Source organism: Salinarimonas rosea DSM 21201, assembly GCF_000429045.1.
In the GTDB taxonomy this organism is placed as follows: domain Bacteria; phylum Pseudomonadota; class Alphaproteobacteria; order Rhizobiales; family Beijerinckiaceae; genus Salinarimonas; species Salinarimonas rosea.
Map to the genome: position 1 here is coordinate 32988 of NZ_AUBC01000011.1, position 21839 is coordinate 54826.

Consider the following 21839-nt stretch of genomic DNA (forward strand, 5'->3'; position numbering starts at 1 on the left):
GCACCCCCACGCATGGATCCCGTCTCGCAGATCGCGCTCGGCGCCGCCGTCGGGCACGCCGCCGCCGGCCGTCGGCTCGGCGGCCTCGCCGCCCTCGGCGGGGCGCTCGGCGGCCTGATCCCGGACCTCGACGTGATGTGGTCCGGCTGGGGCCGGGATTCCATCGCCTACTGGGAGCTGCACCGGGGCGTCACCCATTCCCTGTTCTTCGGGCCGGTGGTGGGCACGGCGCTCGGCTGGGCGAGCGCGAAGCTCCACGCCCGGCGCCGCGCGGCGAAGGCCCGGCCGACGGAAGGCCTGACCGCGGCCTGGATCGCCGTGTGGGTCGGCGCGCTGGTCACGCACCCGCTGCTCGACACGGCGACGATCTACGGCACGCAGCTCCTCGCCCCCTTCTCCGACCTGCGCTTCGCCCTGCCGGCGCTGCCGATCATCGATCCGGTCTACACGCTGCCGCTGCTGATCGCGCTCGCCCTCGCCGCCGTCCTCGGCTGGCGCAGCCGGGGCGCGAAGCGCGGGACGGTCGCCGCGCTCGTCGCGACGACGCTCTATGCCGGGCTCGGCCTGTGGGCGAACGAGCGCGCGGAGGCGATCGCGCTCGAGGACGCGGCGCTCGGGGCGCGTGCGCCGGCCGAGGTGCGGGTGACGACCACCTTCCTCACCCCCTGGCTGAGGCGCGTGACCACGGTGGAGGAGGAGACGCGCCACGTCGGCTTCGTCTCGGTCTTCGCCCCGGACCGGCCGATCCGCTGGTCCGCGCTGCCCAAGGACCCGCGCGCCGAGGTGCTGGCCGAGCAGGCGCTCGCCACCGAGCAGGGTCGGCGCTACCGCCGCTTCGCCACCGGCACGCTCCACCCGCACATCGTGTCTCGGGACGGCGGGGAGTACCTGCGCCTCGGCGACGCGCGCTACGGCTTCCCGAACGGGACGCTCGGCGGGATGTGGGGCGTCGAATGGCCGATCCGCGACGGCGCGATCGTCGCGGGCGCGGCCGAGCGCTACATGGTCCCGCGCGCGGCCGACCTCGCCGACCTCGACGACCTCCTGCGCGCGAGCTTCGGCGGCGAGACCACGCTGTTCTGAGGCGGGGGGCGGAGGGCGGCGACGCGCCCGCGCGAAGATCGGCGGGCAAGATCGGCAGAACCGGCCTTGCCGCGGCGAAAAAACGTTCATACACTTAGACTTGGATCGATAGCGAGATCGGCAGGAAATGATCGAGACGCCCGCCCGGATCGAGCCCTGCTTCTTCGAGGAGTCCGTCCCGCGGGTGCTGGCGGATCTCGCGAGCGAGATCCAGAGCGAGGCTACGACGCTCGGGCGCGGCCTGCATCCGGATGCGGCCGCCGAGCTGGCCGAGTTCGTGCGGGTGATGAACTGCTACTACTCGAACCTGATCGAGGGGCACGACACCCGCCCGAAGGACATCGAGCGCGCCCTGGCCGGAGCGGAGCTCGACCCGGAGCGTCGTCCCCTCGCCTTGGAGGCGCGGGCGCATGTCGTCGTCCATCGCGAGATCGACGCGGCGCATGCCGCCGGCACCCTCGGGTCGCCGACCTCGATCGCGACGATCGCCTGGATCCACCGACGCTTCTACCAGGAGATGCCGGACGAGTTCCGCAGCACGCGAGGCCCCGGCGGGCGCGTTCTCTCGATCGTGCCGGGCCGGTTCCGCTCCGAGGCTCAGGAGGATGTCGAGGTCGGCCGCCACATGCCTCCATCGTCCAGCCGGGTCGCGGATTTCATGGCGCATTTCGAGCGCCGGTTCGCGGCGGCGGAGCGGTGGCCGAGCATGCGCATCATCGCCATCGCGGCCGCTCATCATCGGCTGAACTACATCCACCCCTTCGTCGACGGCAACGGGCGCGTGAGCCGGCTGATGGCGCACGCGATGGGCCTGCGCGCCGGAGTCGGCGGGGCGGGTCTGTGGTCGGTCTCGCGCGGCCTCGCCCGAGGCCTCGTCGACCGCGACGAATACAAGCGCATGATGGACCATGCCGACAGCCCCCGTCGCGGCGATCTCGACGGGCGCGGCAACCTCTCCGAGGCGGCGCTGAAGGACTTCTGCGAGTGGTTCCTCGCGGTGATGCTCGACCAGATCCGCTTCACGGGTGCGGCGTTCAGGCTCGACACGCTGGAGGAGCGCTACCGGCGGCTCCTGCGCGATCTCGGCTTCGACGAGCGTGCGGAGGACCTCGCCTCCGCGGTGCTCCGTTTCGGGGAGCTGGAGCGCGGAAAGGTGCACATCGTCCTCAAGACCCCCGAGCGGACGGCGCGCACCACCGTCTCGGCCCTGGTTGCGCAGGGCTTCCTCAAGTCTGCGACGCCCAAGGGACCCGTGCGGATCGCCTTCCCGCTCGACTACAGGGATCGCCTGTTCCCGGGCCTGTTCGCCGACGGCGCCGTCGAGGCGCCCCCGCCGCCCGTGATCGGCCGTCGGCGCTGAGCCCGAGGCGGCTGCGACACGGCCCGCAACCCACCTTCGCGGGCGTGGCGCTTCCACCCGGGCGCGCCGCGGTGCTATGCGGGGTCACGACACGCACGACCCGAAAGGACACCCCATGGATCTCGGCCTCAAAGGCAAGCGCGCCCTCGTCCTCTCCTCGAGCCGCGGCCTCGGCCGCGCCTGCGCCGAGGCGCTGGCGCGGGAAGGCGTCGAGGTTTTCATGACCGCACGCAGCGGCGACAAGCTCGAGGCGACGAAGCAGGCGATCGAGGCGGCCGGCGGCACCGCCCACGCCTTCGCCGCCGACCTGACGACGCAGACGGACGAGATCTTCGCGCAGGCCGAGCGCGCCATGGGCGGCATCGACATCCTCGTCGCCAACACCGGCGGCCCGCCGGCGCGCATGGCGGTGGACGTCGCCGACGCGGACTGGACGCCGTATTTCGAGAGCATGGTCAAGCCCGTGTTCCGGCTCGCCTCGCTCTGCCTGCCGGGCATGCGCCAGCGCGGTTTCGGGCGCGTCCTGACGATCGCCTCCTCGGGCGTGATCCAGCCGATCCCGAACCTGGCGATGTCGAACACGCTGCGCTCGGCGATCGTCGGCTGGTCGAAGACGCTCGCCTCCGAGGTCGCCAAGGACGGCGTCACCGTCAACGTCGTGCTGCCGGGCCGCATCCGCACCGACCGCACCGCGGAGCTCGACGCGGCCAACGCCAAGCGCCTCGGCAAGACGCCCGAGGAGGTCGAGGCCGCCGCGCTCGCGACCATCCCCGCGGCCCGCTACGGCGACGTGTCCGAGTTCGGCGCCGTCGTCGCCTTCCTCGCCTCCGTCCCCGCCGCCTACGTGACGGGCTCGCTGATGCGGGTCGACGGCGGAGCGATCCGCTCGGTCTGAGCGGGGAACGACGCGCATCGATAAGGCTCCCTTAACCGGGCGTTCACCACACTCTGGCGGTGGTGGGCGCAGCATTCGACCCGGGGAGCCTCACGACCATGGTCTCGCGCGCGGAACGGTCGCTCGTCGGCGACTGGTGGTGGACGATCGACAAGGCGCTCGTCGCGGCGCTCGGCGTCCTGATGACGTCGGGCGTCGTGCTGCTGATGGCCGGCGGGCCGCCGGTGGCGCAGCGGCTCGGACTCGACACGTTCCACTTCGTCAACCGGCAGGCGGTGTTCCTCGCCCCTGCGGTGCTCCTGATGCTCGCGGTGTCGTTCCTGACACCGCGGCTCGTGCGCAGGGTGGCGCTCGCGGTCTACGTGGGCTCGCTCGCGCTCGTCCTCGCGGCGCTCGAGTTCGGCCCCGAGATCAAGGGCGCCTACCGCTGGATCTATCTCGGGCCGTTCGGCCTGCAGCCCTCCGAGTTCCTCAAGCCCGCCTTCGTGATCCTCGCCGCCTGGGCCTTCTCCGAGAAGACGCGCTCGGACATGCCGGGCACGGCGTTCGCCATCCTGCTCCTGCCGCTGACGATCGTGCCGCTGATCCTCCAGCCGGACTTCGGGCAGACCATGCTCGTCACCGTCGTCTGGGCCGGCCTGTTCTTCATCGCGGGGCTGCACTGGATCTGGGTGATCGGCCTCGGCGGCGCCGGCGCGCTCGGCATCTTCGCCGCCTACGAGCTCCTGCCGCACGTGCGCGCCCGAATCGAGCGGTTCCTGTCGGGCGACGCGTCGGAGAGCTTCCAGGTCGAGACGGCGCTGCAGTCCTTCGCCTCGGGCGGATGGTTCGGCCGCGGGCCGGGGGAGGGGACGGTCAAGCGCATCCTGCCGGACGCGCACACGGACTTCATCTTCGCGGTCACCGCCGAGGAGTTCGGCATCGTGGTCTGCCTCGCGATCGTGTCGGTCTACGCCTTCATCGTGCTGCGCGGGCTCCTCCTGGCGCACCGCTCCCAGGACGCATTCTGCCGGATGGCGGTGGCGGGACTGGTCTTGATGTTCGGGCTGCAGGCGTCCATCAACATGATGGTAAACCTGCATCTCGTCCCGGCCAAAGGCATGACCCTGCCGTTCATCTCCTACGGCGGCTCCTCGCTCCTGTCGCTCGCGCTCGCCACCGGCTTCCTGATCGCGCTCACCCGCCGCCGCCCCGCGGGCGGCGCCGCGCGCGACGAGGCCTACGGCGGCCGGCTGGTGGAGCGCCCCGCATGAGCGGGCGCGCGCCGCTGATCCTGATATCGGCGGGCGGCACGGGCGGGCACCTGTTCCCGGCCGAGGCGCTCGCCCACGTGCTGCGCCGGCTGGGCCTGCGGGTCGTCCTCGTCACCGACGAGCGCGTCGGCGCGCTGGCGGAGAAGTTCCCGGCCGAGCGCGTGGTCTCGGTGCCGTCGGCGACGCCCTCGCGGCGCTCCCTGCGCGGGACGATCGATGCCGTCGGCCAGCTCTGGCGCGGCGTCGTCGCCTCGCGCGCGCTGATCAAGCGGCTCGGCCCGGCGGTCGTCGTCGGCTTCGGCGGGTATCCGACCGTGCCGCCCCTCGTCGCCGCCTGGACGCTGGGCGTGCCGCGGGCGATCCACGAGCAGAACGGCGTGGTCGGGCGCGCGAACCGCTTCCTGGCGCGGCGCGTCTCGATGATCGCCACCGGCTTCCCGGACGTGCGCGGCCTTCCGCGCGGTGTCCGCGCGCAGATCGTCCACACCGGCAATCCCGTTCGCCAGACGGTGATCGAGGCGGCGCGCACGCTCTACCCGCCGGCGCACAAGGGCGCGAAGCTGCGCGTCCTCGTCTTCGGCGGCAGCCAGGGCGCGAAGGTGATGTCCGACGTCGTGCCGGAGGCGGTGGCGAAGCTGCCGCCGGAATACCTCGCGCGGCTCGTGATCACCCAGCAGGCGCGCGAGGAGGACCTCCCGCGCGTCGTCTCGACCTACCGTGCGCTCGACGCCCACGCGGAGGTCCGGCCGTTCTTCGCGGACCTGCCGCAGCGCATCGCGGACGCGCATCTCGTGATCGCCCGCTCCGGCGCCTCCACCGTCGCCGAGCTCGCGGCGATCGGGCGGCCGTCGATCCTGGTGCCGCTTCCCGGCGCGCTCGACCAGGACCAGGCTGCGAACGCCCGCACCCTCGCCGACATCGGCGCCGCCCTCATGCTGCCGCAAACCGACTTCACCCCCGAGCGGCTCGCCGCGGAGCTCGTCGCCCGCTTCGACAACCCCGAGCGCCTCACCCAGGCCGCGCTCGCGGCCAAGGGCGCCGGGCGCACCGATGCCGCCGAGCGCCTCGCCGCCGCGATCCTGGGGCTGGCGGGCATCGATCCGGCACGCTATGCCCCCAAGGCGAGCGCCTGAGCCTCGGATCCGCGCACGTGAGCCCGAGACACGCCCCAGGGCGTCAAGCCCCCGCGAAGAACTCCCAGCGAGAGCCTCCCCATGAAGCTGCCTCCGAAGCTCGGCCCCATCCATTTCATCGGCATCGGCGGCATCGGCATGTCCGGCATCGCCGAGGTGATGGCGAATCTCGGCTACACCGTGCAGGGCTCCGACGCGGGCGAGAACGCCAACGTGCAGCGCCTGCGCGAGAAGGGCGTCACCGTGCATGTCGGCCACGACGCCCGCCACCTCGGCGAGGCCGAGGTGGTGGTGGTCTCGACCGCGATCCGGCGCGACAATCCCGAGCTCAAGGCGGCCCGCGAGGCGCGGCTGCCCGTCGTGCGCCGCGCCGAGATGCTGGCCGAGCTGATGCGGCTCAAGACCTGCGTCGCGGTTGCCGGGACCCACGGCAAGACGACGACGACCTCGCTCGTCGCCACGCTGCTCGACGGCGGCGGCTTCGATCCCACCGTGATCAACGGCGGCATCATCAACGCCTACGGCACCAACGCCCGCATGGGCAACGGCGACTGGATGGTGGTCGAGGCGGACGAATCGGACGGCACCTTCCTGAAGCTGCCGGCGGACTACGCCGTCGTCACCAACATCGATCCGGAGCACCTCGACCATTTCGGCAGCTTCGATGCGATCAAGGCCGCCTTCCGCTCCTTCATCGAGAACATCCCCTTCTACGGCTTCGCCGTGATGTGCACCGATCATCCGGTGGTGCAGGACCTCGTCGGGCGCATCGAGGACCGGCGCATCGTCACCTACGGGCAGAACCCGCAGGCCGACGTGCGGCTGCTCGACCTCGACCTGTCGGGCGGGCAGGGGCGTTTCAACGTGCTGATCCGCGACCGCAAGACCGGCTCGGCCTGCGTCATCGACGACGTCGTCATGCCGATGCCGGGGCTGCACAACGCGCTCAACGCCACCGCGGCCCTCGCCGTCGCGCACGAGCTCGGCGTGCCGGGCGATACGATCCGCGCGGCGCTCGCCCGCTTCGGCGGGGTGAAGCGGCGCTTCACGCGGGTGGGCACCTGGAACGGCGCCACGATCTTCGACGATTACGGCCACCATCCGGTTGAGATCGCCGCGGTGCTCCAGGCGGCGCGCGCCTCGACCACCGGCAAGGTGATCGCCGTGGTGCAGCCCCACCGCTACACCCGGCTGCACGCGCTGTTCGACGCCTTCTGCACCTGCTTCAACGATGCGGACGCGGTGATCGTGGCGCCGGTCTACGCGGCCGGCGAGACGCCGATCGAGGGGGCGGACCGCGACGGGCTGGTCTCCGGCCTCAAGGCCCGCGGCCACCGCCGGGCGATCGCGCTGGACGGTCCCGAGGACCTGCCGCGCATCGTCGCCGAGATCGCCGGGCCCGACGACTTCGTCGTGTGCCTGGGTGCCGGCACGATCACGCAATGGGCGAACGCGCTGCCGGCCGCGCTCGCCGCCCGCGGCGAGAGGGTCGCGTGAGCTTTCCCGACATCACCGGCGATATCCGCACGGCGGCGCCGGAGCTTCGCGGTGCGCTCGTCGCCAACGCGCCGACGGCGCCGCTGACCTGGTTTCGCGCCGGCGGCCCGGCCCAGGTCCTGTTCACGCCCGCCGACGAGTCGGACCTCGCGCACCTGCTCGCGGCCCTGCCGGAGGAGATCCCGGTGACGGTGGTCGGGCTCGGCTCGAACCTGCTCGTGCGCGACGGCGGCCTGCCGGGCGTCCTGGTGCGGCTCGGCAAGGGCTTCTCCGGCATCGAGGTGGACGGCCTGCGCGTGAGCGCCGGCGCGGGCGCGGCCGACGTGAAGGTCGCGCGTGCGGCCGCCGAGGCGGGGATCGACGGCCTCGCCTTCCTGCGCGGCATCCCCGGCGCGATCGGCGGGGCGCTCGCGATGAATGCCGGCGCCTACGGCGGCGAGGTGAAGGACGTGCTGGTCTCGGCGCGCGGGCTCGACCGGACGGGTCGGCCGGTGTCGTTCTCCAACGCCGAGATGGGCTTCTCGTACCGCCATTGCGGCGTCGCCGACGGCGTGATCTTCACGCAGGCGAGCTTCGAGGGCCGCCCCGGCGACCCGGAGGCGATCCTCGCGACCATGACCGAGATCAGCGACAGGCGTGCGGCGACGCAGCCGGTGAGCACCCGCACCGGCGGCTCCACCTTCGCCAATCCCGGCGGTCCGGGCGGCGTGCCCAAGGCCTGGGAGCTGATCGACGCCGCCGGCTGCCGCGGGCTCTCCCGCGGCGCGGCCCAGGTCTCGGAGCTGCACTGCAACTTCCTGGTCAACCACGGCGGCGCCACCGCCGCCGACATCGAGGCGCTCGGCGAGGAGGTCCGCCGCCGTGTGCGCGAAACCTCGGGGGTGGAGCTGCGGTGGGAGATCCGGCGGGTGGGAGTGGGGTGAGTTGCGCGGGCGCAGGGCGCACGCAATCGTAGTTCCCGAACCTGACGTTCGATTCCGATGGAGAGTCGGTCCGTGTCGTCGGCCGGCCGACGAGACGGATCGGCACCGTACGCTACCTGGCGGGGTTCGAGGACGTGGTTCCGGCGGCTCCGTTCGAAGTGGACGAGGACGACACCCAATCTGCCGCGGACGACTACGACGTCGCCGAGCAGCTGGTCATGGATCAGTGGCGCTATCGCGGACCGGATGCGGAGAGAGAGCTGGCGCGCAGCGCTGGTGAGGCGCTGGCGCCCGCTCGATCAGGCCCGCTGCGAGGTCGTGCCGTCCCCGTCGCGATCGCTCTCGCGATTCGGATCCCGGATCGATTCGCCCTCCGGCGCCGACAGCGTCATCCAGGGCGCCCCGGTGCCCGTCGGCGGCAGCGCCTCCTCGGTGGGGCGGTCGTGGAGGATGTGGGCCTTGGCGATCATGTAGGCCGTGATCGGGGCCGCCAGGAACAGGAAGATCGTGATCAGGAGCTCGTGCAGCGACAGGAAGCCGCGCACGGTCCAGGCGTTGATCATGGACGCGATGAGGATCGCGCCGATGCCGAGCGTCGTCGCCTTGGTCGGCCCGTGCAGGCGACGCATCATGTCCGGCAGCTTGGCGAGCCCGATCGAGCCCACGAGCAGGAAGAAGGCGCCGATGACGAGCAGCGCGGCAATCAGGAGCTCGATCGCGAATGCCATCATTCCCTCACTCGATCACGTTGCCGCGCAGGACGAACTTGCAGAACGCCACCGTCGACAGGAAGCCGACCATGGCGACGAGCAGCGCCGCCTCGAAGTAGACGTCGGTCGCGTACCAGATCCCGATCATCACGATGAGCGCGATGGCGTTGATCACCATCGTGTCGAGCGCCAGCACCCGGTCGAGGATGTCCGGCCCCATCGCCAGGCGGTAGACGTTGAGGCCGATCGCGACGGCGATGGCGGCGATGCAGACGAGGGCGGCGGTCTCGATCATTCGAAGATCTCCTTCAGGCGCCGCTCGTAGCGCTGCTTGATCTGCGCCACCGTCCCCTCCGGATCGTCGGTCTCGAGGCAGTGCACGAGCAGCGAGCGTCCGCAGGCGGACAGGTCGGCCGAGACCGTGCCCGGCGTCATCGTGATCGTGCCCGCGAGCACGCTGATCGCCTCGGGCGTCCGCAGCTCGAGCGGCACCGTGACGAAGCGCGAGCGCAGGCTCTCGCCGCGGCGGAAGAGCACGAGATAGGCGACCTGCACGTTCGAGACGACGATGTCCCACACGACGATCCCCATGTAGGCGAGGATCTTTAACGGGTGGCGGATGTGCGGACGTCCGGGCCAGTAGGGGCCGGTGAACAGCGGCACGAGCACGCCGATGACGAGCCCGAGCAGCAGCGCGCCGAGCGAGAAGGCGTTCACGAGAAGCAGCCAGATGCCCGTGATCACGAGCGTCAGGACGGGATGGGGCAGGATGCGCGACATCAGCGGCTCCATTCCGGAACGACGGCCGGGTCGAAGACGGCATCGACGTAGCCCGCGGGATCGAGGATCTGCCGTGCGGTCGCCTCCAGCACCTCGGTCACCGGCCCGGCGAAGACGACGAGGAGCGCCACCGCGGCCAGGAGCGCGTAGACGCACACGCGCATCATCGGCGTCTCTGCCCGGGGCGTGTCGTACTCGCGCTCCGGCGGCGGGGCGGCGGCGACGAGCCCGCCGCCGACGGCCTGCGCCTTCCAGAACACGGTGGAGCCCGCACGCGCGAAGCCGATCACCACGACGAGGGAGGTGACGAGGACGAGCGTCCAGATCCAGGGGCCCCAGGCGGAGGCGCGGGCCGCGTCCAGGATGAGGAGCTTGCCGATGAAGCCCGAGAACGGCGGCAGGCCGGCCATGGCGATCGCCGCGACGAAGAACAGGCCCGAGACGAGCGCGTCGTTCGCGATCGGCGGGGCGGTGCGCAGCGCGTCGCCGGACACGCCGCGCCGGCGGGTCACCATGTCGGCGATGAGGAAGAGCACGGCGGCCGCCACCGTCGAGTGGACGGCGTAGTAGAGCGCCGCGGTGAGCCCCTCGACGTCGAACAGGCCGAGCGCGATCAGCAGCGAGCCCATCGACCACACGACCGAGAAGGCGACGAGGTCGACGAGCCGGCGCGTCGCGAGCACGCCGAGCGCCCCGATCACGAGCGTCGCGAGGGCGGCGGGGATGATCCAGGGCTCCGCGACGAAAGCCACGGGCCCGGCCTCGCCGCCGAACACCATCGCGTTCATGCGGATGATCGAGTAGGCGCCGACCTTGGTCATGATGGCGAAGATCGCCACCGCCGGCGTCGAGGCCGCGCCGTAGGTCGTCGGCAGCCACCAGTGCAGCGGCGCGAGCGAGGACTTCAGCGCGAACACGAGGAACAGGAGCAGCGCGCCCACCCGCAGGAGCGCGACGTCGCCCGCCGCCACCTCGCTCGCGCGCCGCGCGATGTCGGCCATGTTGAGCGTGCCGGTGGTGGCGTAGATCAGGCCCACGGCGAACAGGAACAGCGTCGAGCCGATCAGGTTGATCGCCACGTAGTGGAAGCCCGCCTTGAGGCGAGCCGGGCCGCCGCCGTGCAGCATCAGCCCGTAGGAGGCGATCAGCATCACCTCGAAGAACACGAACAGGTTGAAGGCGTCCCCCGTGAGGAAGGCGCCCATGATGCCCATCAGCTGGAACTGGAAGAGGGCGTGGAAGTGCTTGCCCTTCTCGTCCCAGCCACCGGAGGCGTAGGTCACGACGACGAGCGCGAGGAAGCCCGTCAGCAGCACCATCAGCGCCGAGAGCCGGTCGATCACCAGGATGATGCCGAACGGCGCCGGCCAGTTGCCCAGCAGGTAGGGCCGGGTCTGCCCGTCCGCGGCGAGCGCGTACAGGTAGACGCCGACGGCGAGGAGCCCGGCGGTCGCGACGAAGGAGACGATCCGCTGCGCCCGCAGGTTCTCGCGCAGCGCGAGCACGATGAAGGCCGCGACGAAGGCCGGCAGCAGGATCGGCGCGATGATCAGGTGGTCCATCGGGTTCATGACGTGCGCCCGCCCTCGCTCTCGCCGCCCTCGTTCGCCTGCACACCGTCGTCGCCGCTCTCGAGGAAGCCGCGGAGCGCCAGCACCACGATCAGCGCCGTCATGCCGAACGAGATGACGATCGCGGTCAGTACCAGCGCCTGCGGCAGCGGGTCGGTGTAGGTCTTCACGGCGGCGTCGTAGATCGGCGGCGCGTCGATCGCGAGCCGCCCCATGGCGAACAGGAAGACGTTGACCGCGTAGGTGAGGAAGGCGAGCCCGATGATGACGGGGAAGGTCTGCGCCCGGCAGACGAGGTAGATCCCCGCCGCCGTCAGGACGCCGATGCCGCTCGCGAGGAGAAGCTCCATCTCACGCCTCCTTGTCGCGTGCGGGCTCGACGACGCGCGGCGCCGCCTGGCGGTCGTAGGGGGGCTCGTAGGGGCCGGCGGGGACCGGCGTGCGGTCCGCCTTGTGCTCGACCCGCGAGATCTGGAAGAGCGCCAGCAGCACCACGCCCACGACCGTCAGGAACACGCCCAGATCGAATGCGATTGCGGTCGCCAGCTCCACCTCGCCGACCAGGGGAATGTGGAAGTAGTCGTAGGAGGAGGTCAGGAACGGCGCGCCGAAGAAGAACGAGCCGAGCCCGGTCGCCCCCGCGATCAGCACGCCCGCGCCGATCATGGCGTGCGGGTTGTAGCGCGCGCGCGCGGCGGCCCAGTCGTAGCCCGAGGCGATGTACTGCATGATCAGCGCGATGGCGACCACGAGGCCGGCGATGAAGCCGCCGCCGGGCTGGTTGTGGCCCCTCAGGAAGATGAACACGCCGACCGTGATCGCCAGCGGCAGGATCACGCGGGTGGCGACGACGAGCGGCATCGGGTGTGCGTCGCCCGACCGGCGCGACGGCAGCATCTCCGCGAGCCGGCGGGCGGAGGCGCCGCGCAGCGCCGAATCGAGCATGGCGAAGATGGCGAGCGCGGCGATGCCGAGCACGATGATCTCGCCGAACGTGTCGAAGCCGCGGAAGTCGACGAGAATCACGTTGACGATGTTGGTGCCGCCGCCCCCGGGCTTGGAGAGCGCGACGTGGTACTCCGAGATCGAGGAGACGTCGCGCGTCATCACGGCGTATGCCAGGTAGGCGACGCCGAGCCCGGCCACGACCGCGATCGCGCCGGAGCCCCAGCGCGCCGCCGCGCTGCGCTCGGGCTCGCTGCGCCGGGGCAGGAGGTTGAGGGCGAGCAGCAGGAGGATCGTGGTGACGACCTCCACCGAGATCTGCGTCAGCGCCAGGTCCGGCGCGGAGAACTGCAGGAACGCCACCGAGACGATCAGCCCGACGACGCTCGTCAGCACGAGCGTGATCAGGCGGCTGACGTGGGCGAACACGACGACGCCGGAGACGGCGATCAGCACGGCCCAGGCGACGATGGCCGGCGTGTTGACGGGCAGCATCTCCCGCGCGCCCGGCGCGTGGCCGCCCTGGAGGAAGGCGACGAGGCCGACCGCGACGATCGCCGCGACGATGATCCCCGCGTAGAGCTGGAGCGAGCCCGTCTGGGTCCGCCCGGTGACGCCGCGCGCGAGCGCCACGATGGCGGCGATGGTGCGGTCGAACATCGCCTTCGCCTCCGGGTGGGGGAGGGCGGCGTGCGCCGTCGAGAGCGAGCGGTAGAGCGCGACCATGGTGGCGCCGACGACGATCGCCGTGATCGACATGAACAGGGCCGGAGTCACGCCGTGCCAGATGGCGAGCGAGTAGTAGGGCAGCGTGTCCGTCTGCAGCACGGCCATCGACGTGCGCGCCAGGACGGGGCCGGCGATCGGCGGGACGAGGCCGATGGCGACGACGAGCCCGACGAGCAGCGCGACCGGTCCCCACATGCCCGCCGGCGGGTCGTGCGGGTGGTGGGGGTAGCTCTCGCGGGTCGGGCCGAGATAGCCGAACCAGGCGAGGCGCAGCGAATAGGCCACCGAGAACAACGCGCCCAGGGTCGCGAGCGTCGGCACGAGGTAGGGGATGCCGGCGATCTCGGTGTGGACGGCGGCCTCCAGCATCATCTCCTTCGACAGGAAGCCGTTGAGGAGGGGCAGGCCCGCCATCGACGCGGCCGCGATCAGCGCCAGAACGCTCGCGATCGGCATGAGCCGGATCAGCCCGCCGAGCTTGCGGATGTCGCGGGTGCCGGCCTCGTGGTCGACGATGCCGGCGCTCATGAAGAGCGCCGCCTTGAAGGTCGCGTGGTTGAGGACCTGGAACATGGCGATGACGACGCCGAGCGGCGTGCCGAAACCGAGCAGCATCGTCATCATGCCGAGATTGCTGACCGTCGAGTAGGCGAGCAGCGCCTTCAGGTCGTGCTTGAAGATCGCGATGAAGGCCCCGATCACCATGGTGACGAGCCCGACCGGCGTCACGATCAGGAACCAGATGTCGGTCCCCGCCAGCGCCGGCCAGAAGCGTGCGAGCAGGAACACGCCCGCCTTCACCATCGTGGCGGAGTGCAGGTAGGCCGAGACCGGCGTCGGCGCCGCCATGGCGTGCGGCAGCCAGAAATGGAACGGGAACTGCGCCGACTTGGTGAAGGCGCCGACGAGAATCAGGAGCAGCGCCGGCACGTATAGCGGCGAGGCCTGGATGATCTCCCCGCGCTGGATGATCTCGGAGATGGCGTAGGTGCCCGCCGCCTCGCCGAGCAGCAGCATGCCCGCGATCAGCGCGAGCCCGCCGCCGCCGGTGACCGCGAGCGCCATGCGGGCGCCCTGGCGGCCTTCGGGGAGGTGGCGCCAGTAGCCGATCAACAGGAAGGACGAGAGGCTCGTCATCTCCCAGAAGACGAGGAAGATCAGCGCGTTGTCGGAGAGCGCGATGCCGAGCATGGCGCTCTGGAAGAGCAGCAGATAGGCGTAGAAGCGCCCCATCGGGTCCTGCCGCGCGAGGTAGTAGCGCGCGTAGACGATGATCAAGAGGCCGATGCCGAGAATCAGCGTCGCGAAGAAGAAGCCCAGGCCGTCGACGAAGAAGGCGAAGGAGAGCCCGAGCTGCGGGATCCACGCGGCCTCCTGGCGCACCACCTCGCCCGCATAGACGCCCGGCAGGTGCGACATCAGCAGCGCGAAGGCGGCGAGCGACGCGGCGCCCGCGGTCGCCGCACAGGCGTTGCGCCCGTACCGGATCGCCAGGGGCGCTAGGAGCGCGCCCAGCAGCGGCAGGAAGACGATGAGGGCGATGCTCATGTGCGCGTCGGGCGACCTCTGTTGGCGGGCGTCTCGCTCGCTCGGGCTGTGGCTCTCGAGGGCCCGCGCGGACAGGCGCGCGCGATCGACGGCACGCCCGCGCGAGCGCCCCCGCAATACGGTCTGGCCCCTTGGCGCGCAAGCGTTTTCCACGCGAGCCCGACGGGCGATCGATCCTCGTCCACCGTTCCAGGAGCCCCCACCCGAACGCTTCGGCCTTGACGGGGGGCGGCCCCGCCGCCGAAGTCTGCCGGGAGCCTAGCCGAGGAGGGTTTCCGCGCCATGAATGCCGTCGAGGAGGGTCGAGAGGGTGCCGCGAGGCACGATCGGGCCGGGGCGGCGACCGCCGCCGAGTTCCGGTCGTCGTTCGTGCGCGCCGGGGACGGGCTGAGGCTGCACGCGCGGGTCTACGGCGAGGCGCCCGACCGCGCGCTCCCCGTCGTCTGCCTGCCGGGTCTCGCCCGCCACGCGGAGGACTTCCACGCGCTGGGGCTGCGCCTGTCGCGCGACCCCGAGGCGCCGCGACGGGTGATCGCGCTCGACTATCGCGGCCGCGGGCTTTCCGAGCATGATCGCGACTGGCGCAACTACGACATCGCGGTGGAGATGCAGGACGTCCTCGCCGTCCTCGCCGCGCTCGACGTGCCGGAGGCGGCCTTCGTCGGCACCTCGCGGGGCGGGCTGATCGTGATGGCGCTCGCCGCGACCCGGCCGGCGATCCTGCGCGCGGCGGTCATGAACGACATCGGCCCGGTGATCGACGCCAAGGGCCTGATTCGCATCCGCGGCTACGTCGGCAAGCTGCCGACGCCGAAGTCCTGGGCGGAGGCGGTCGACGCCCTGAAGCGTCTCCAGGGCGCCCAGTTCCCCGGTCTCGACGCCGAGGGCTGGCTCGCTCTCGCGCGCGGCACCTGGACCGAGCGCGCCGACGGCACGCTCGCGCTCGCCTACGATCCCGCACTGACGAAGACCCTCGAGCAGCTCGACCTCGAGCAGTCCCCGCCGCCGCTGTGGCCGCTGTTCGAGGGTCTCGCGCACGTGCCCCTGCTCGCGATCCGCGGCGCGCACTCCGATCTCCTGTCGGCCGAGACGCTCGGCGAGATGGGCCGGCGTCATCCGAGGCTCGAGGTGGAGGAGGTGCCGGGGGAGGGGCACGCGCCGCTCCTGCGCGGGGCGCTCGCGGAGCGGGTCGCGCGGTTCATCGCCGGGGTGGAAGCGGGTGACGGGCGAGAGCGGCGAGCTCACCCTCCCGCGCCGACGGCGGAAGAACCGCATATGCCGCGGGTGCGCTAGCGGGATCGCCCGCCCGGGCCGCCGCCTGCTGCCGGGTCTCGTCCGCAGCCGGCTCCGGCGCCGGGTCCGCGCGCGCCGGGATCGGGGCGATCATCGGCTCGGGCGTGGGCTGCGGCGTCTCGACGGCGAGCTCGGCGCGCCAGCTCTCGGGCAGGCGCACGCGCAGGTCGTCCTCGATGCGCTGGCGCGCCTGGGCCCAGAGGGCGCGCCCGTCGATCGCCAGCACGTTCCCCGACAGCCGGGCCTCGCCCTCGGCGAGGCGGGCGAGCGCGGAGAGCGCCACTGCGGCGACCTCCGGCGGCGCGGGCTCCGCCGCGGGATCGACGACGAGCTCGGCGAAGACCGGCTCGGCGACGAAGCGGGCGCGCGCCGCGATCAGGATCGCCGCGCGCTCCGCCTCGTCCGGCACCGCGCCCGCGAGACGCAGTCCGTCGGCGTCGCGGGTGGCGACGAAGGGTGCGGGGCCGGCGGGAGCCGCGTCCGGCCGGGGCTCGGCGACGATCTCGGCCTGCGCCTCGGCGGGCGCGGTGGCGATCTCGGCGGCGTCTTCCTCCGCGGGCGAGGGGCGCACGACGGAGCCGGTGATCTCGGGGTCCGCGGCGGGCCGCGGCGCGGGGTCGCTCCCGGCGGGGGCGAGCCACAAGAGGGCCGCGAGCGCCGTCGCCGCACCGGCGAAGGCGCTCGTCGCGAGCGCGAGGCGAGACGTGCGCGTCATCGAGGCACTCTCCTTGGCGCGGCTGGCGCGCCGATCCGTCCGTGTCGCTCCCTCTTGCCGGGGGAGAGTGACGAAAGCGAGGCGCGAGCCGCCCTCACGCCGTCGCTCGCGCCGCGCCCACGAGGCGCGACCCCCTTGCGCGATGTCAATGCGCCCCACGGCGGCGCGCTGCAGGGTCCCTGGAGCGCGCCGCCCGTCCCGCGGGTCCCCTCCGCCGGGCGGCGCATCGGAGGGATCTCGCATGATCAAGGACATCCTCGTCGTCCCGACCCCGCGCGCCGCCGCGGTCGGCCCGTTCGCCGCGTCCGTCGCCCACGCCTTCGGCGCGGGTGTGCGGATCGCCTGCCCGGCCTTCGACATGGTCGCGCCGACCTTCGTCCTGCCGGAGATGCCGGTCGAGATCCTCGACGGCGCCCGCGAGGCCGCCCGCGGGGAGGCCCGCGCGCGGGTGGAGGAGATCGCCGGGCTCCTGCGCGAGAAGGGAATCGACCCGCGCACGGAGGTGATCTCGGGCACGTTCGACGCCTGCGCGCACGAGCTCCAGCGCCGCGCGCGCTACAGCGACCTCGTCGTCGCCGAGCAGCCCCCGTCCGAGGGGCGCGAGGGCGAGGCCGCGCTCGCCGAGGCGCTGCTCTTCGGCGCCGGCCGGCCGATCCTGTTCGTGCCCTACGTCCAGACGGCCGGGCTCGGCGCCGACACCGCTCTCGTCGCCTGGGACGAGAGCTCCACGGCGGCGCGCGCCATCGGCGCGGCGATGCCGTTCCTCGCCCGCACTCGCGCGGTCGAGGTGGTGTCGATCGAGGACGCGCGGCGCCCGCGCAGCGCCGACCCGGAGGCCTTCGCGCGCCATCTCGAGGCGCACGGCGTGCGCGCCCGGGGCCGGCGCATCGCCGACGTGGGGGACGTCGCGGACACGCTCCTCTCGCACGCGGCCGATATCGGGGCGGACTACCTCGTGATGGGCGGCTACGGGCACTCCCGCCTGCGCGAGTTCGTGCTGGGTGGCGCGACACGCCACATCCTGCAGACGATGACGCTGCCCGTGGTGATGATGCACTGAGGCAGGGCGGGGGCGGGGCGGCCTCGCGCGCGGCTCAGCGCGCGAGCACCGCCCCGAGCGCCATGCCGACCGCGGCCTGCACGGGGTCGATCACCGGCACGCCGAGCTCCGCCTCGAGCGGGGCGCGGTGGCGCGCCATGCCGGCGCAGCCGAGCACCAGCGCCTCCGCCCCGTCGACGTCGCGCAGCGTGCGCCCGACCTCGACGAGGCGGGCGAAGGCGCCCGCGTCCGAGGCCGCCTGCGCGACCGTGATCTCGAGCGCCCGGTCGCCGGCGAGGCGTTCGGACACGCCGATCTCGCGCACGGCGCGCAGATGGCGGCGGATCGAGCGGGTCTGCACCGCGACGATGCCGAAGCGGTCCGCCCGCGCCAGCGCGGCGAGGATGCCGGCCTCGCGCATGCCGATCACCGGCGCGCGCGTCGCCTCCCGGCAGACCTGGACGCCGGGGTCGGAGAAGCAGGCGATCACCGTCGCGGCCGGCTTCTCGCGGGCGACGAGGCGCGCGAGCGGCAGGACCACGCTCTCGATGTCCGCCTGCGTCTCGATGTTGAAGGGGCCCTCGGCGAGCGTCACGCAGTCGATCCGCGGCCCGCCGGGCAGCGCGTAGCCCGCGAGCGCCTCGGCGAGGCCCTCGGTGACGGCCTCGTTGCTGTTGGGGTTGACGACGAGAATGCGGGCGTCCGTGGTCATCGGGAGTGTCCTTTCGCGATCATCTCGGCACGCGTCCGCGCCCCTTGTCCACGCCCGCCGATGCCGAGGCGCGGCTTGGCAGATGTGCGCCGCTCACAGCCGCTTGAGGAAGCCCGCGAAGCGCATCAGGCCCTCCGGCCAGGGGCCGTGGCCGGACGCGGTGTCGATGTGGCCCGACTCGCCCGCATCCGTCAGCTGCGCGCCCCAGGCCGCCGCGATCGCCTCGGCGCGCGCGAAGCTGCAATAGGGATCGGTGCGGCTCGCGATCAGCACGCTCGCGAAGGGCAGGGGGTGCGCGGGCACGGACATCGCCCGCAAGCCTTCGGGCATGCGCGGCTCGTCCTCGAGGTCCGGAGGCGCGACGAGGTAGGCGCCCGCCACGCGCTCGCCGACGTCGGCCGCCGCCGCGGCGACGACGTGCGTGCCGAAGGAATGCGCGACGAGCACGACCGGGCGGCTCGCCTGCGCGACCGCGTCGGCGAGCCGCGCCGCCCAGCCGTCCAGATCCGGCGCCGACCAGTCCTGCTCGACGATCCGGGCCGTCTTGAGCTTGTTCGCCCAACGCGTCTGCCAATGGTCCGGGCCCGAGCCGTCGAGACCGGGGACGATGAGGATGTCGCAATCTTCGGTACGCATGTGCTATCCTGTGGTGCGAACCACCGGGCGCGCGACGACGCGTCCGGCTTCGGCGCGGGCGCGTGATCGTGACCTCGGCGGATCGATCGCCTAGATGTAGGACGAACGGGCCGCGCGGCCAATCGGCGTGAAGATCAACCGGAACGAGAGCATGAGCGAGACCATCGAGACGGACGTCGTGATCGTGGGGGCGGGGCCCGTGGGCCTCTTCGCGGTCTTCGAGCTGGGGCTGCTCGACATCGAGGCCCACCTCGTCGACATCCTGCCCAAGATCGGCGGCCAATGCGCCGAGCTCTACCCGGAGAAGCCGATCTACGACATTCCGGGCTTCCCCACCGTGACGGGTCAGGGCCTGATCGACAACCTGACGAAGCAGATCGAGCCCTTCGGGCCGACCTTCCACCTCGGCGAGATGGTGGCGGGCGTCGAGACGCTCGGCACGCCGGAGGCGCCGCGCTTCCGGCTGACCACGGACGTCGGCACGACCTTCGAGTGCAAGGCGATCGTCATCGCCGCGGGCGGCGGCTCGTTCCTTCCCAAGAAGCCGCCGGTGGAGAACATCGGGGCCTACGAGGGCACCGGCGTGTTCTATGCGGTGCGCAGGATCGAGGCCTTCCGCGGCAAGCGCATCCTCGTCGTCGGTGGCGGCGATTCGGCGCTCGACTGGACGGTGAACCTCCAGCCTGTCGCCGAGCGCCTCACCCTGATGCACCGCCGCGACGCCTTCCGCGCCGCGCCCGACACCGTCAACAAGATGCGCGCGCTCGTCGCCGCCGGCGAGATGGACATGCATCTCGGCCAGATCGCCGGGCTCGAGGGCACGCCCCCGCGGCTCGAGGCGGTCGTCGCCAAGCGCGACGACGGCTCGACCTTCGAGATCCCCTGCGACGTGCTGCTGCCCTTCTTCGGGCTGACCATGAAGCTCGGGCCGATCGCCGACTGGGGACTCAATCTCGAGGAGCAGCTCGTCCCGGTCGACACCGAGAAGTTCGAGACCTCGACGCCGGGCATCTTCGCCATCGGCGACATCAACACCTATCCCGGCAAGCTCAAGCTCATCCTGTCGGGCTTCCACGAGGGCGCGCTCGCGGCCCAGCGCATCCACCGCTACGTCTACCCGGACAAGCGGCTGACCTTCCAGTACACGACCTCCTCGTCGAGCCTGCAGAAGAAGCTCGGCGTCGCCGCCTGAGGCCGAGACCCACTCCGGAGACTCGCTCTCGAGCCTCACCCGCGAGCCTCACCCCGCGCGGCGCAGGGTCGTGCGGTAGGGGCGCTTCGGCTCCGGCGGTGGCGGCTCGTCGCGGCGCGCCTTCGTCCCCTGCGATCCGCCGCCGGGCTGCGCACCGCCCCGGGGCTGCGCCGTCGCGGCGGGCTCGCCGCCCGGCGGGGCCCTGCGCGGGGGCGGCTCGCCCCCGCCGCCGCGACCCGGAGGCGGGCCCCCGATCAGGTCCGAGCGCACCGCGCGGGGCGCGCCGAACACCGACCCCTGCGCGAGCGGCACGTCGAGGTCGATCAGGTCCGGCACGTCCTCCTCGCGCTCGACCGCCTCGGCGACGAGCTTGATGCCGGCGCGGGCCATGACGGCGGAGAGGTCGCTCACCGCGACGTCGAGCCCGAACGCGTCCGGCCCGGCGCGGCCGTCGATGCCGCCGCCGGCATGGGCGAGGAGCCGCGCCGCCGGAAGCTTCACGAAGCGCACGCCCCGGTCGGCGAGGCCGAAGGCGTCGATGCGCAGGTCGCTCGCCCGGTCGAGCACGAACAGCGCACCCTTCGCCCGCAGCGTCTCGAGCGCACCCGCGACCTCCGCGTCGAGCATGCGCCAGGAGCGCTGGGCGATCTCGAAGGCGAGGCGCCCCGCCACGTCCGGATAGGCCTCGAGAATGCGTCCGAGCGCCCGCAGGAAGCCGGGTGCGACGAGCGACTCGTGGGCGAGATCGAGGGTGACGAAGGCGTCGGAGCCGCGGTTGACGAGGTGCCGCGCGATCGCCGCCGCGCGCGCCGCGACCTTGCCGTCGAGCTCGGCCGTAAGGCCGGCCGCCGCGATCGCGGGCAGGAACTCGCCCGGCAGCACGAGCGTGTCGTCGTCGAGGCGCAGCCGCGCCAGCGCCTCGTAGAAGCGCGTCTTGCGCTGCGGCAGGGTGACGACCGGCTGGAGATGGATCTCCATCCGGTCCTCGCGCAGCGCCCGCAGGATCGCCTCCGCGCGCGGATCGGGGGCGGGCTTCGGCGGCTCCTCCTCGAAGAGCGGCTCCGCGGCGGCCTGGGGCACGGGCTGCGAGAAGGGGCGCGGCACGAAGGGCGGGGCCGAGGGCGACGGCGGGGCGGGCTCCCGCCATGCCGCGGGCTCGGGCTCCGGCTCGGGCTCGACCACCGGGGCGAAGCGCGGGCGCGGCGGCGCGGCCTCGTCCCAGGCGGGTGCCGTCCCGAGGTGTTCGTGCGGCGTGCGGTCGTGCGGCGCGGGCGCGTTCTCCCAGGCCCGGCGCGCGTCCTGCGCCTCCGCCATTTCGGCGAGGGCGCGGTCGTGGGCCGCGACGGTCCCCGCGAGATCGCGCAGCAGGCCGCTGATCAGTGCCATCTCGCCGGACACCTCGGCGACGGCGCCGCGCAGTTCCTCGTCCGCCGCCCTGTCTCCGCCCTTGTCCGCGGCCCCGCGCCGCTCCGCCTCTGCGAGCCGTGATTCGACCCGCAGCAGGCGCCGTGCCAGGAAATCGAGATCCGAGGAGGCCTTCTCGGCCGCGGCCCGCGCTCTTCGCGCCAGGAGAAGCGCTCCGCCGGCGAGCGCCAGGCCGCCGGCGCCGAGCGTCAGCGCGGTCGCCATGGCGAGGTTCGCGCCCAGCGCGATGGCGGCGGCGAGCGCGAGCAGCGCCGCACCGAGAGCGGCGATGCCGGCCGCGAGCGCCGCACCGGGCGCTCGGCGTCGCTCGTTGGCACGTCCCCGTCGCCGTTCCACTCTCGCCTCGTCCCCCGCCCGCGCGCACACGGGCACGTCCCGCTCGGAATCCCTATCTCGCCCC

At 72.6% G+C, this 21839-nt stretch carries 20 protein-coding genes; 10 read left to right on the plus strand and 10 right to left on the minus strand.

Annotated elements, in window-relative coordinates:
* Positions 1-12: 12 nt before the first annotated feature.
* From G407_RS30350 to murB, 7 genes are all read left to right on the plus strand, one after another.
* Positions 13-1083: a metal-dependent hydrolase gene (locus G407_RS30350; RefSeq protein ID WP_052341148.1), complete on the plus strand. Its 1071-nt coding sequence runs from the start codon at positions 13-15 to the stop codon at positions 1081-1083.
* A 127-nt stretch (positions 1084-1210) separates the two neighbouring features.
* Positions 1211-2443 (plus strand): Fic family protein, encoded by a 1233-nt coding sequence (locus G407_RS0109110; RefSeq protein WP_029030557.1) that lies wholly within the window; start codon positions 1211-1213, stop codon positions 2441-2443.
* Between the two features lie 115 nt (positions 2444-2558).
* Positions 2559-3338 carry an SDR family oxidoreductase gene (locus G407_RS0109115; protein WP_029030558.1) on the plus strand — a complete coding sequence of 260 codons (780 nt, stop codon included), beginning with the start codon at positions 2559-2561 and terminating at the stop codon, positions 3336-3338.
* Positions 3339-3436: 98 nt separating this feature from the next.
* Positions 3437-4591: an FtsW/RodA/SpoVE family cell cycle protein gene (locus G407_RS0109120; RefSeq protein WP_029030559.1), complete on the plus strand. Its 1155-nt coding sequence runs from the start codon at positions 3437-3439 to the stop codon at positions 4589-4591.
* Positions 4588-5724: an undecaprenyldiphospho-muramoylpentapeptide beta-N-acetylglucosaminyltransferase gene (gene murG / locus G407_RS26720; protein ID WP_052341149.1), complete on the plus strand. Its 1137-nt coding sequence runs from the start codon at positions 4588-4590 to the stop codon at positions 5722-5724. Before G407_RS0109120 ends, murG begins: the two co-directional genes overlap by 4 nt.
* Positions 5725-5805: 81 nt before the next feature.
* On the plus strand, positions 5806-7221 hold the full coding sequence (gene murC, locus G407_RS0109130) for a UDP-N-acetylmuramate--L-alanine ligase (protein WP_029030560.1): 1416 nt from the start codon (positions 5806-5808) through the stop codon (positions 7219-7221).
* Positions 7218-8144 carry a UDP-N-acetylmuramate dehydrogenase gene (gene murB / locus G407_RS0109135; RefSeq protein ID WP_029030561.1) on the plus strand — a complete coding sequence of 309 codons (927 nt, stop codon included), beginning with the start codon at positions 7218-7220 and terminating at the stop codon, positions 8142-8144. Before murC ends, murB begins: the two co-directional genes overlap by 4 nt.
* 299 nt (positions 8145-8443) lie before the next feature.
* Here murB and G407_RS0109140 read toward each other — a convergent pair whose 3' ends face one another.
* The 6 genes from G407_RS0109140 to G407_RS0109165 are packed head-to-tail and all read right to left on the minus strand — an operon-like array spanning position 8444 to position 14427.
* The gene (locus G407_RS0109140) at positions 8444-8875 is read right to left on the minus strand and encodes a Na+/H+ antiporter subunit G (RefSeq protein ID WP_425337489.1); all 432 of its coding nucleotides are present in this window, start codon (positions 8873-8875) and stop codon (positions 8444-8446) included.
* 4 nt (positions 8876-8879) lie between these two features.
* Positions 8880-9149: a K+/H+ antiporter subunit F gene (locus tag G407_RS0109145; protein ID WP_029030563.1), complete on the minus strand. Its 270-nt coding sequence runs from the start codon at positions 9147-9149 to the stop codon at positions 8880-8882.
* Positions 9146-9634 (minus strand): Na+/H+ antiporter subunit E, encoded by a 489-nt coding sequence (locus tag G407_RS0109150; RefSeq protein WP_029030564.1) that lies wholly within the window; start codon positions 9632-9634, stop codon positions 9146-9148. Before G407_RS0109150 ends, G407_RS0109145 begins: the two co-directional genes overlap by 4 nt.
* Positions 9634-11205, minus strand: coding sequence for a monovalent cation/H+ antiporter subunit D (locus G407_RS0109155; RefSeq protein ID WP_342418133.1), 1572 nt, complete (start codon positions 11203-11205; stop codon positions 9634-9636). The genes G407_RS0109150 and G407_RS0109155 overlap by 1 nt, the downstream gene beginning before the upstream one ends.
* Positions 11202-11555, minus strand: coding sequence for a Na+/H+ antiporter subunit C (locus G407_RS0109160; protein ID WP_029030566.1), 354 nt, complete (start codon positions 11553-11555; stop codon positions 11202-11204). The genes G407_RS0109155 and G407_RS0109160 overlap by 4 nt, the downstream gene beginning before the upstream one ends.
* Before the next feature lies 1 nt (position 11556).
* Positions 11557-14427 carry a monovalent cation/H+ antiporter subunit A gene (locus G407_RS0109165; protein WP_029030567.1) on the minus strand — a complete coding sequence of 957 codons (2871 nt, stop codon included), beginning with the start codon at positions 14425-14427 and terminating at the stop codon, positions 11557-11559.
* Between the two features lie 282 nt (positions 14428-14709).
* On the opposite strand from G407_RS0109165, the gene G407_RS26725 reads away from it, so the two are divergent.
* Positions 14710-15720 carry an alpha/beta fold hydrolase gene (locus G407_RS26725; protein WP_084327418.1) on the plus strand — a complete coding sequence of 337 codons (1011 nt, stop codon included), beginning with the start codon at positions 14710-14712 and terminating at the stop codon, positions 15718-15720.
* Here G407_RS26725 and G407_RS0109175 read toward each other — a convergent pair.
* Entirely contained in the window at positions 15626-16435 is an 810-nt protein-coding gene (locus tag G407_RS0109175) for a hypothetical protein (RefSeq protein WP_029030568.1), read from the minus strand. The genes G407_RS26725 and G407_RS0109175 overlap by 95 nt on opposite strands.
* Before the next feature lie 241 nt (positions 16436-16676).
* Between G407_RS0109175 and G407_RS0109180 the strand changes: the two genes are divergently transcribed.
* Complete coding sequence (locus G407_RS0109180) at positions 16677-17495, plus strand: universal stress protein (RefSeq protein WP_029030569.1); 819 nt, start codon at positions 16677-16679, stop codon at positions 17493-17495.
* A 34-nt stretch (positions 17496-17529) separates the two neighbouring features.
* Here G407_RS0109180 and G407_RS0109185 read toward each other — a convergent pair whose 3' ends face one another.
* Both G407_RS0109185 and G407_RS0109190 read right to left on the minus strand, forming a co-directional pair.
* Positions 17530-18186 carry an aspartate/glutamate racemase family protein gene (locus tag G407_RS0109185; RefSeq protein ID WP_029030570.1) on the minus strand — a complete coding sequence of 219 codons (657 nt, stop codon included), beginning with the start codon at positions 18184-18186 and terminating at the stop codon, positions 17530-17532.
* 93 nt (positions 18187-18279) lie between these two features.
* Complete coding sequence (locus G407_RS0109190; RefSeq protein WP_029030571.1) at positions 18280-18822, minus strand: RBBP9/YdeN family alpha/beta hydrolase; 543 nt, start codon at positions 18820-18822, stop codon at positions 18280-18282.
* A 151-nt stretch (positions 18823-18973) separates the two neighbouring features.
* Between G407_RS0109190 and G407_RS0109195 the strand changes: the two genes are divergently transcribed.
* Complete coding sequence (locus G407_RS0109195) at positions 18974-20014, plus strand: NAD(P)/FAD-dependent oxidoreductase (protein ID WP_029030572.1); 1041 nt, start codon at positions 18974-18976, stop codon at positions 20012-20014.
* Between the two features lie 48 nt (positions 20015-20062).
* Here the strand turns inward: G407_RS0109195 and G407_RS0109200 are convergent, their stop codons facing one another.
* On the minus strand, positions 20063-21775 hold the full coding sequence (locus G407_RS0109200; protein WP_052341150.1) for an EAL domain-containing protein: 1713 nt from the start codon (positions 21773-21775) through the stop codon (positions 20063-20065).
* Between the last annotated feature and the right edge of the window lie 64 nt (positions 21776-21839).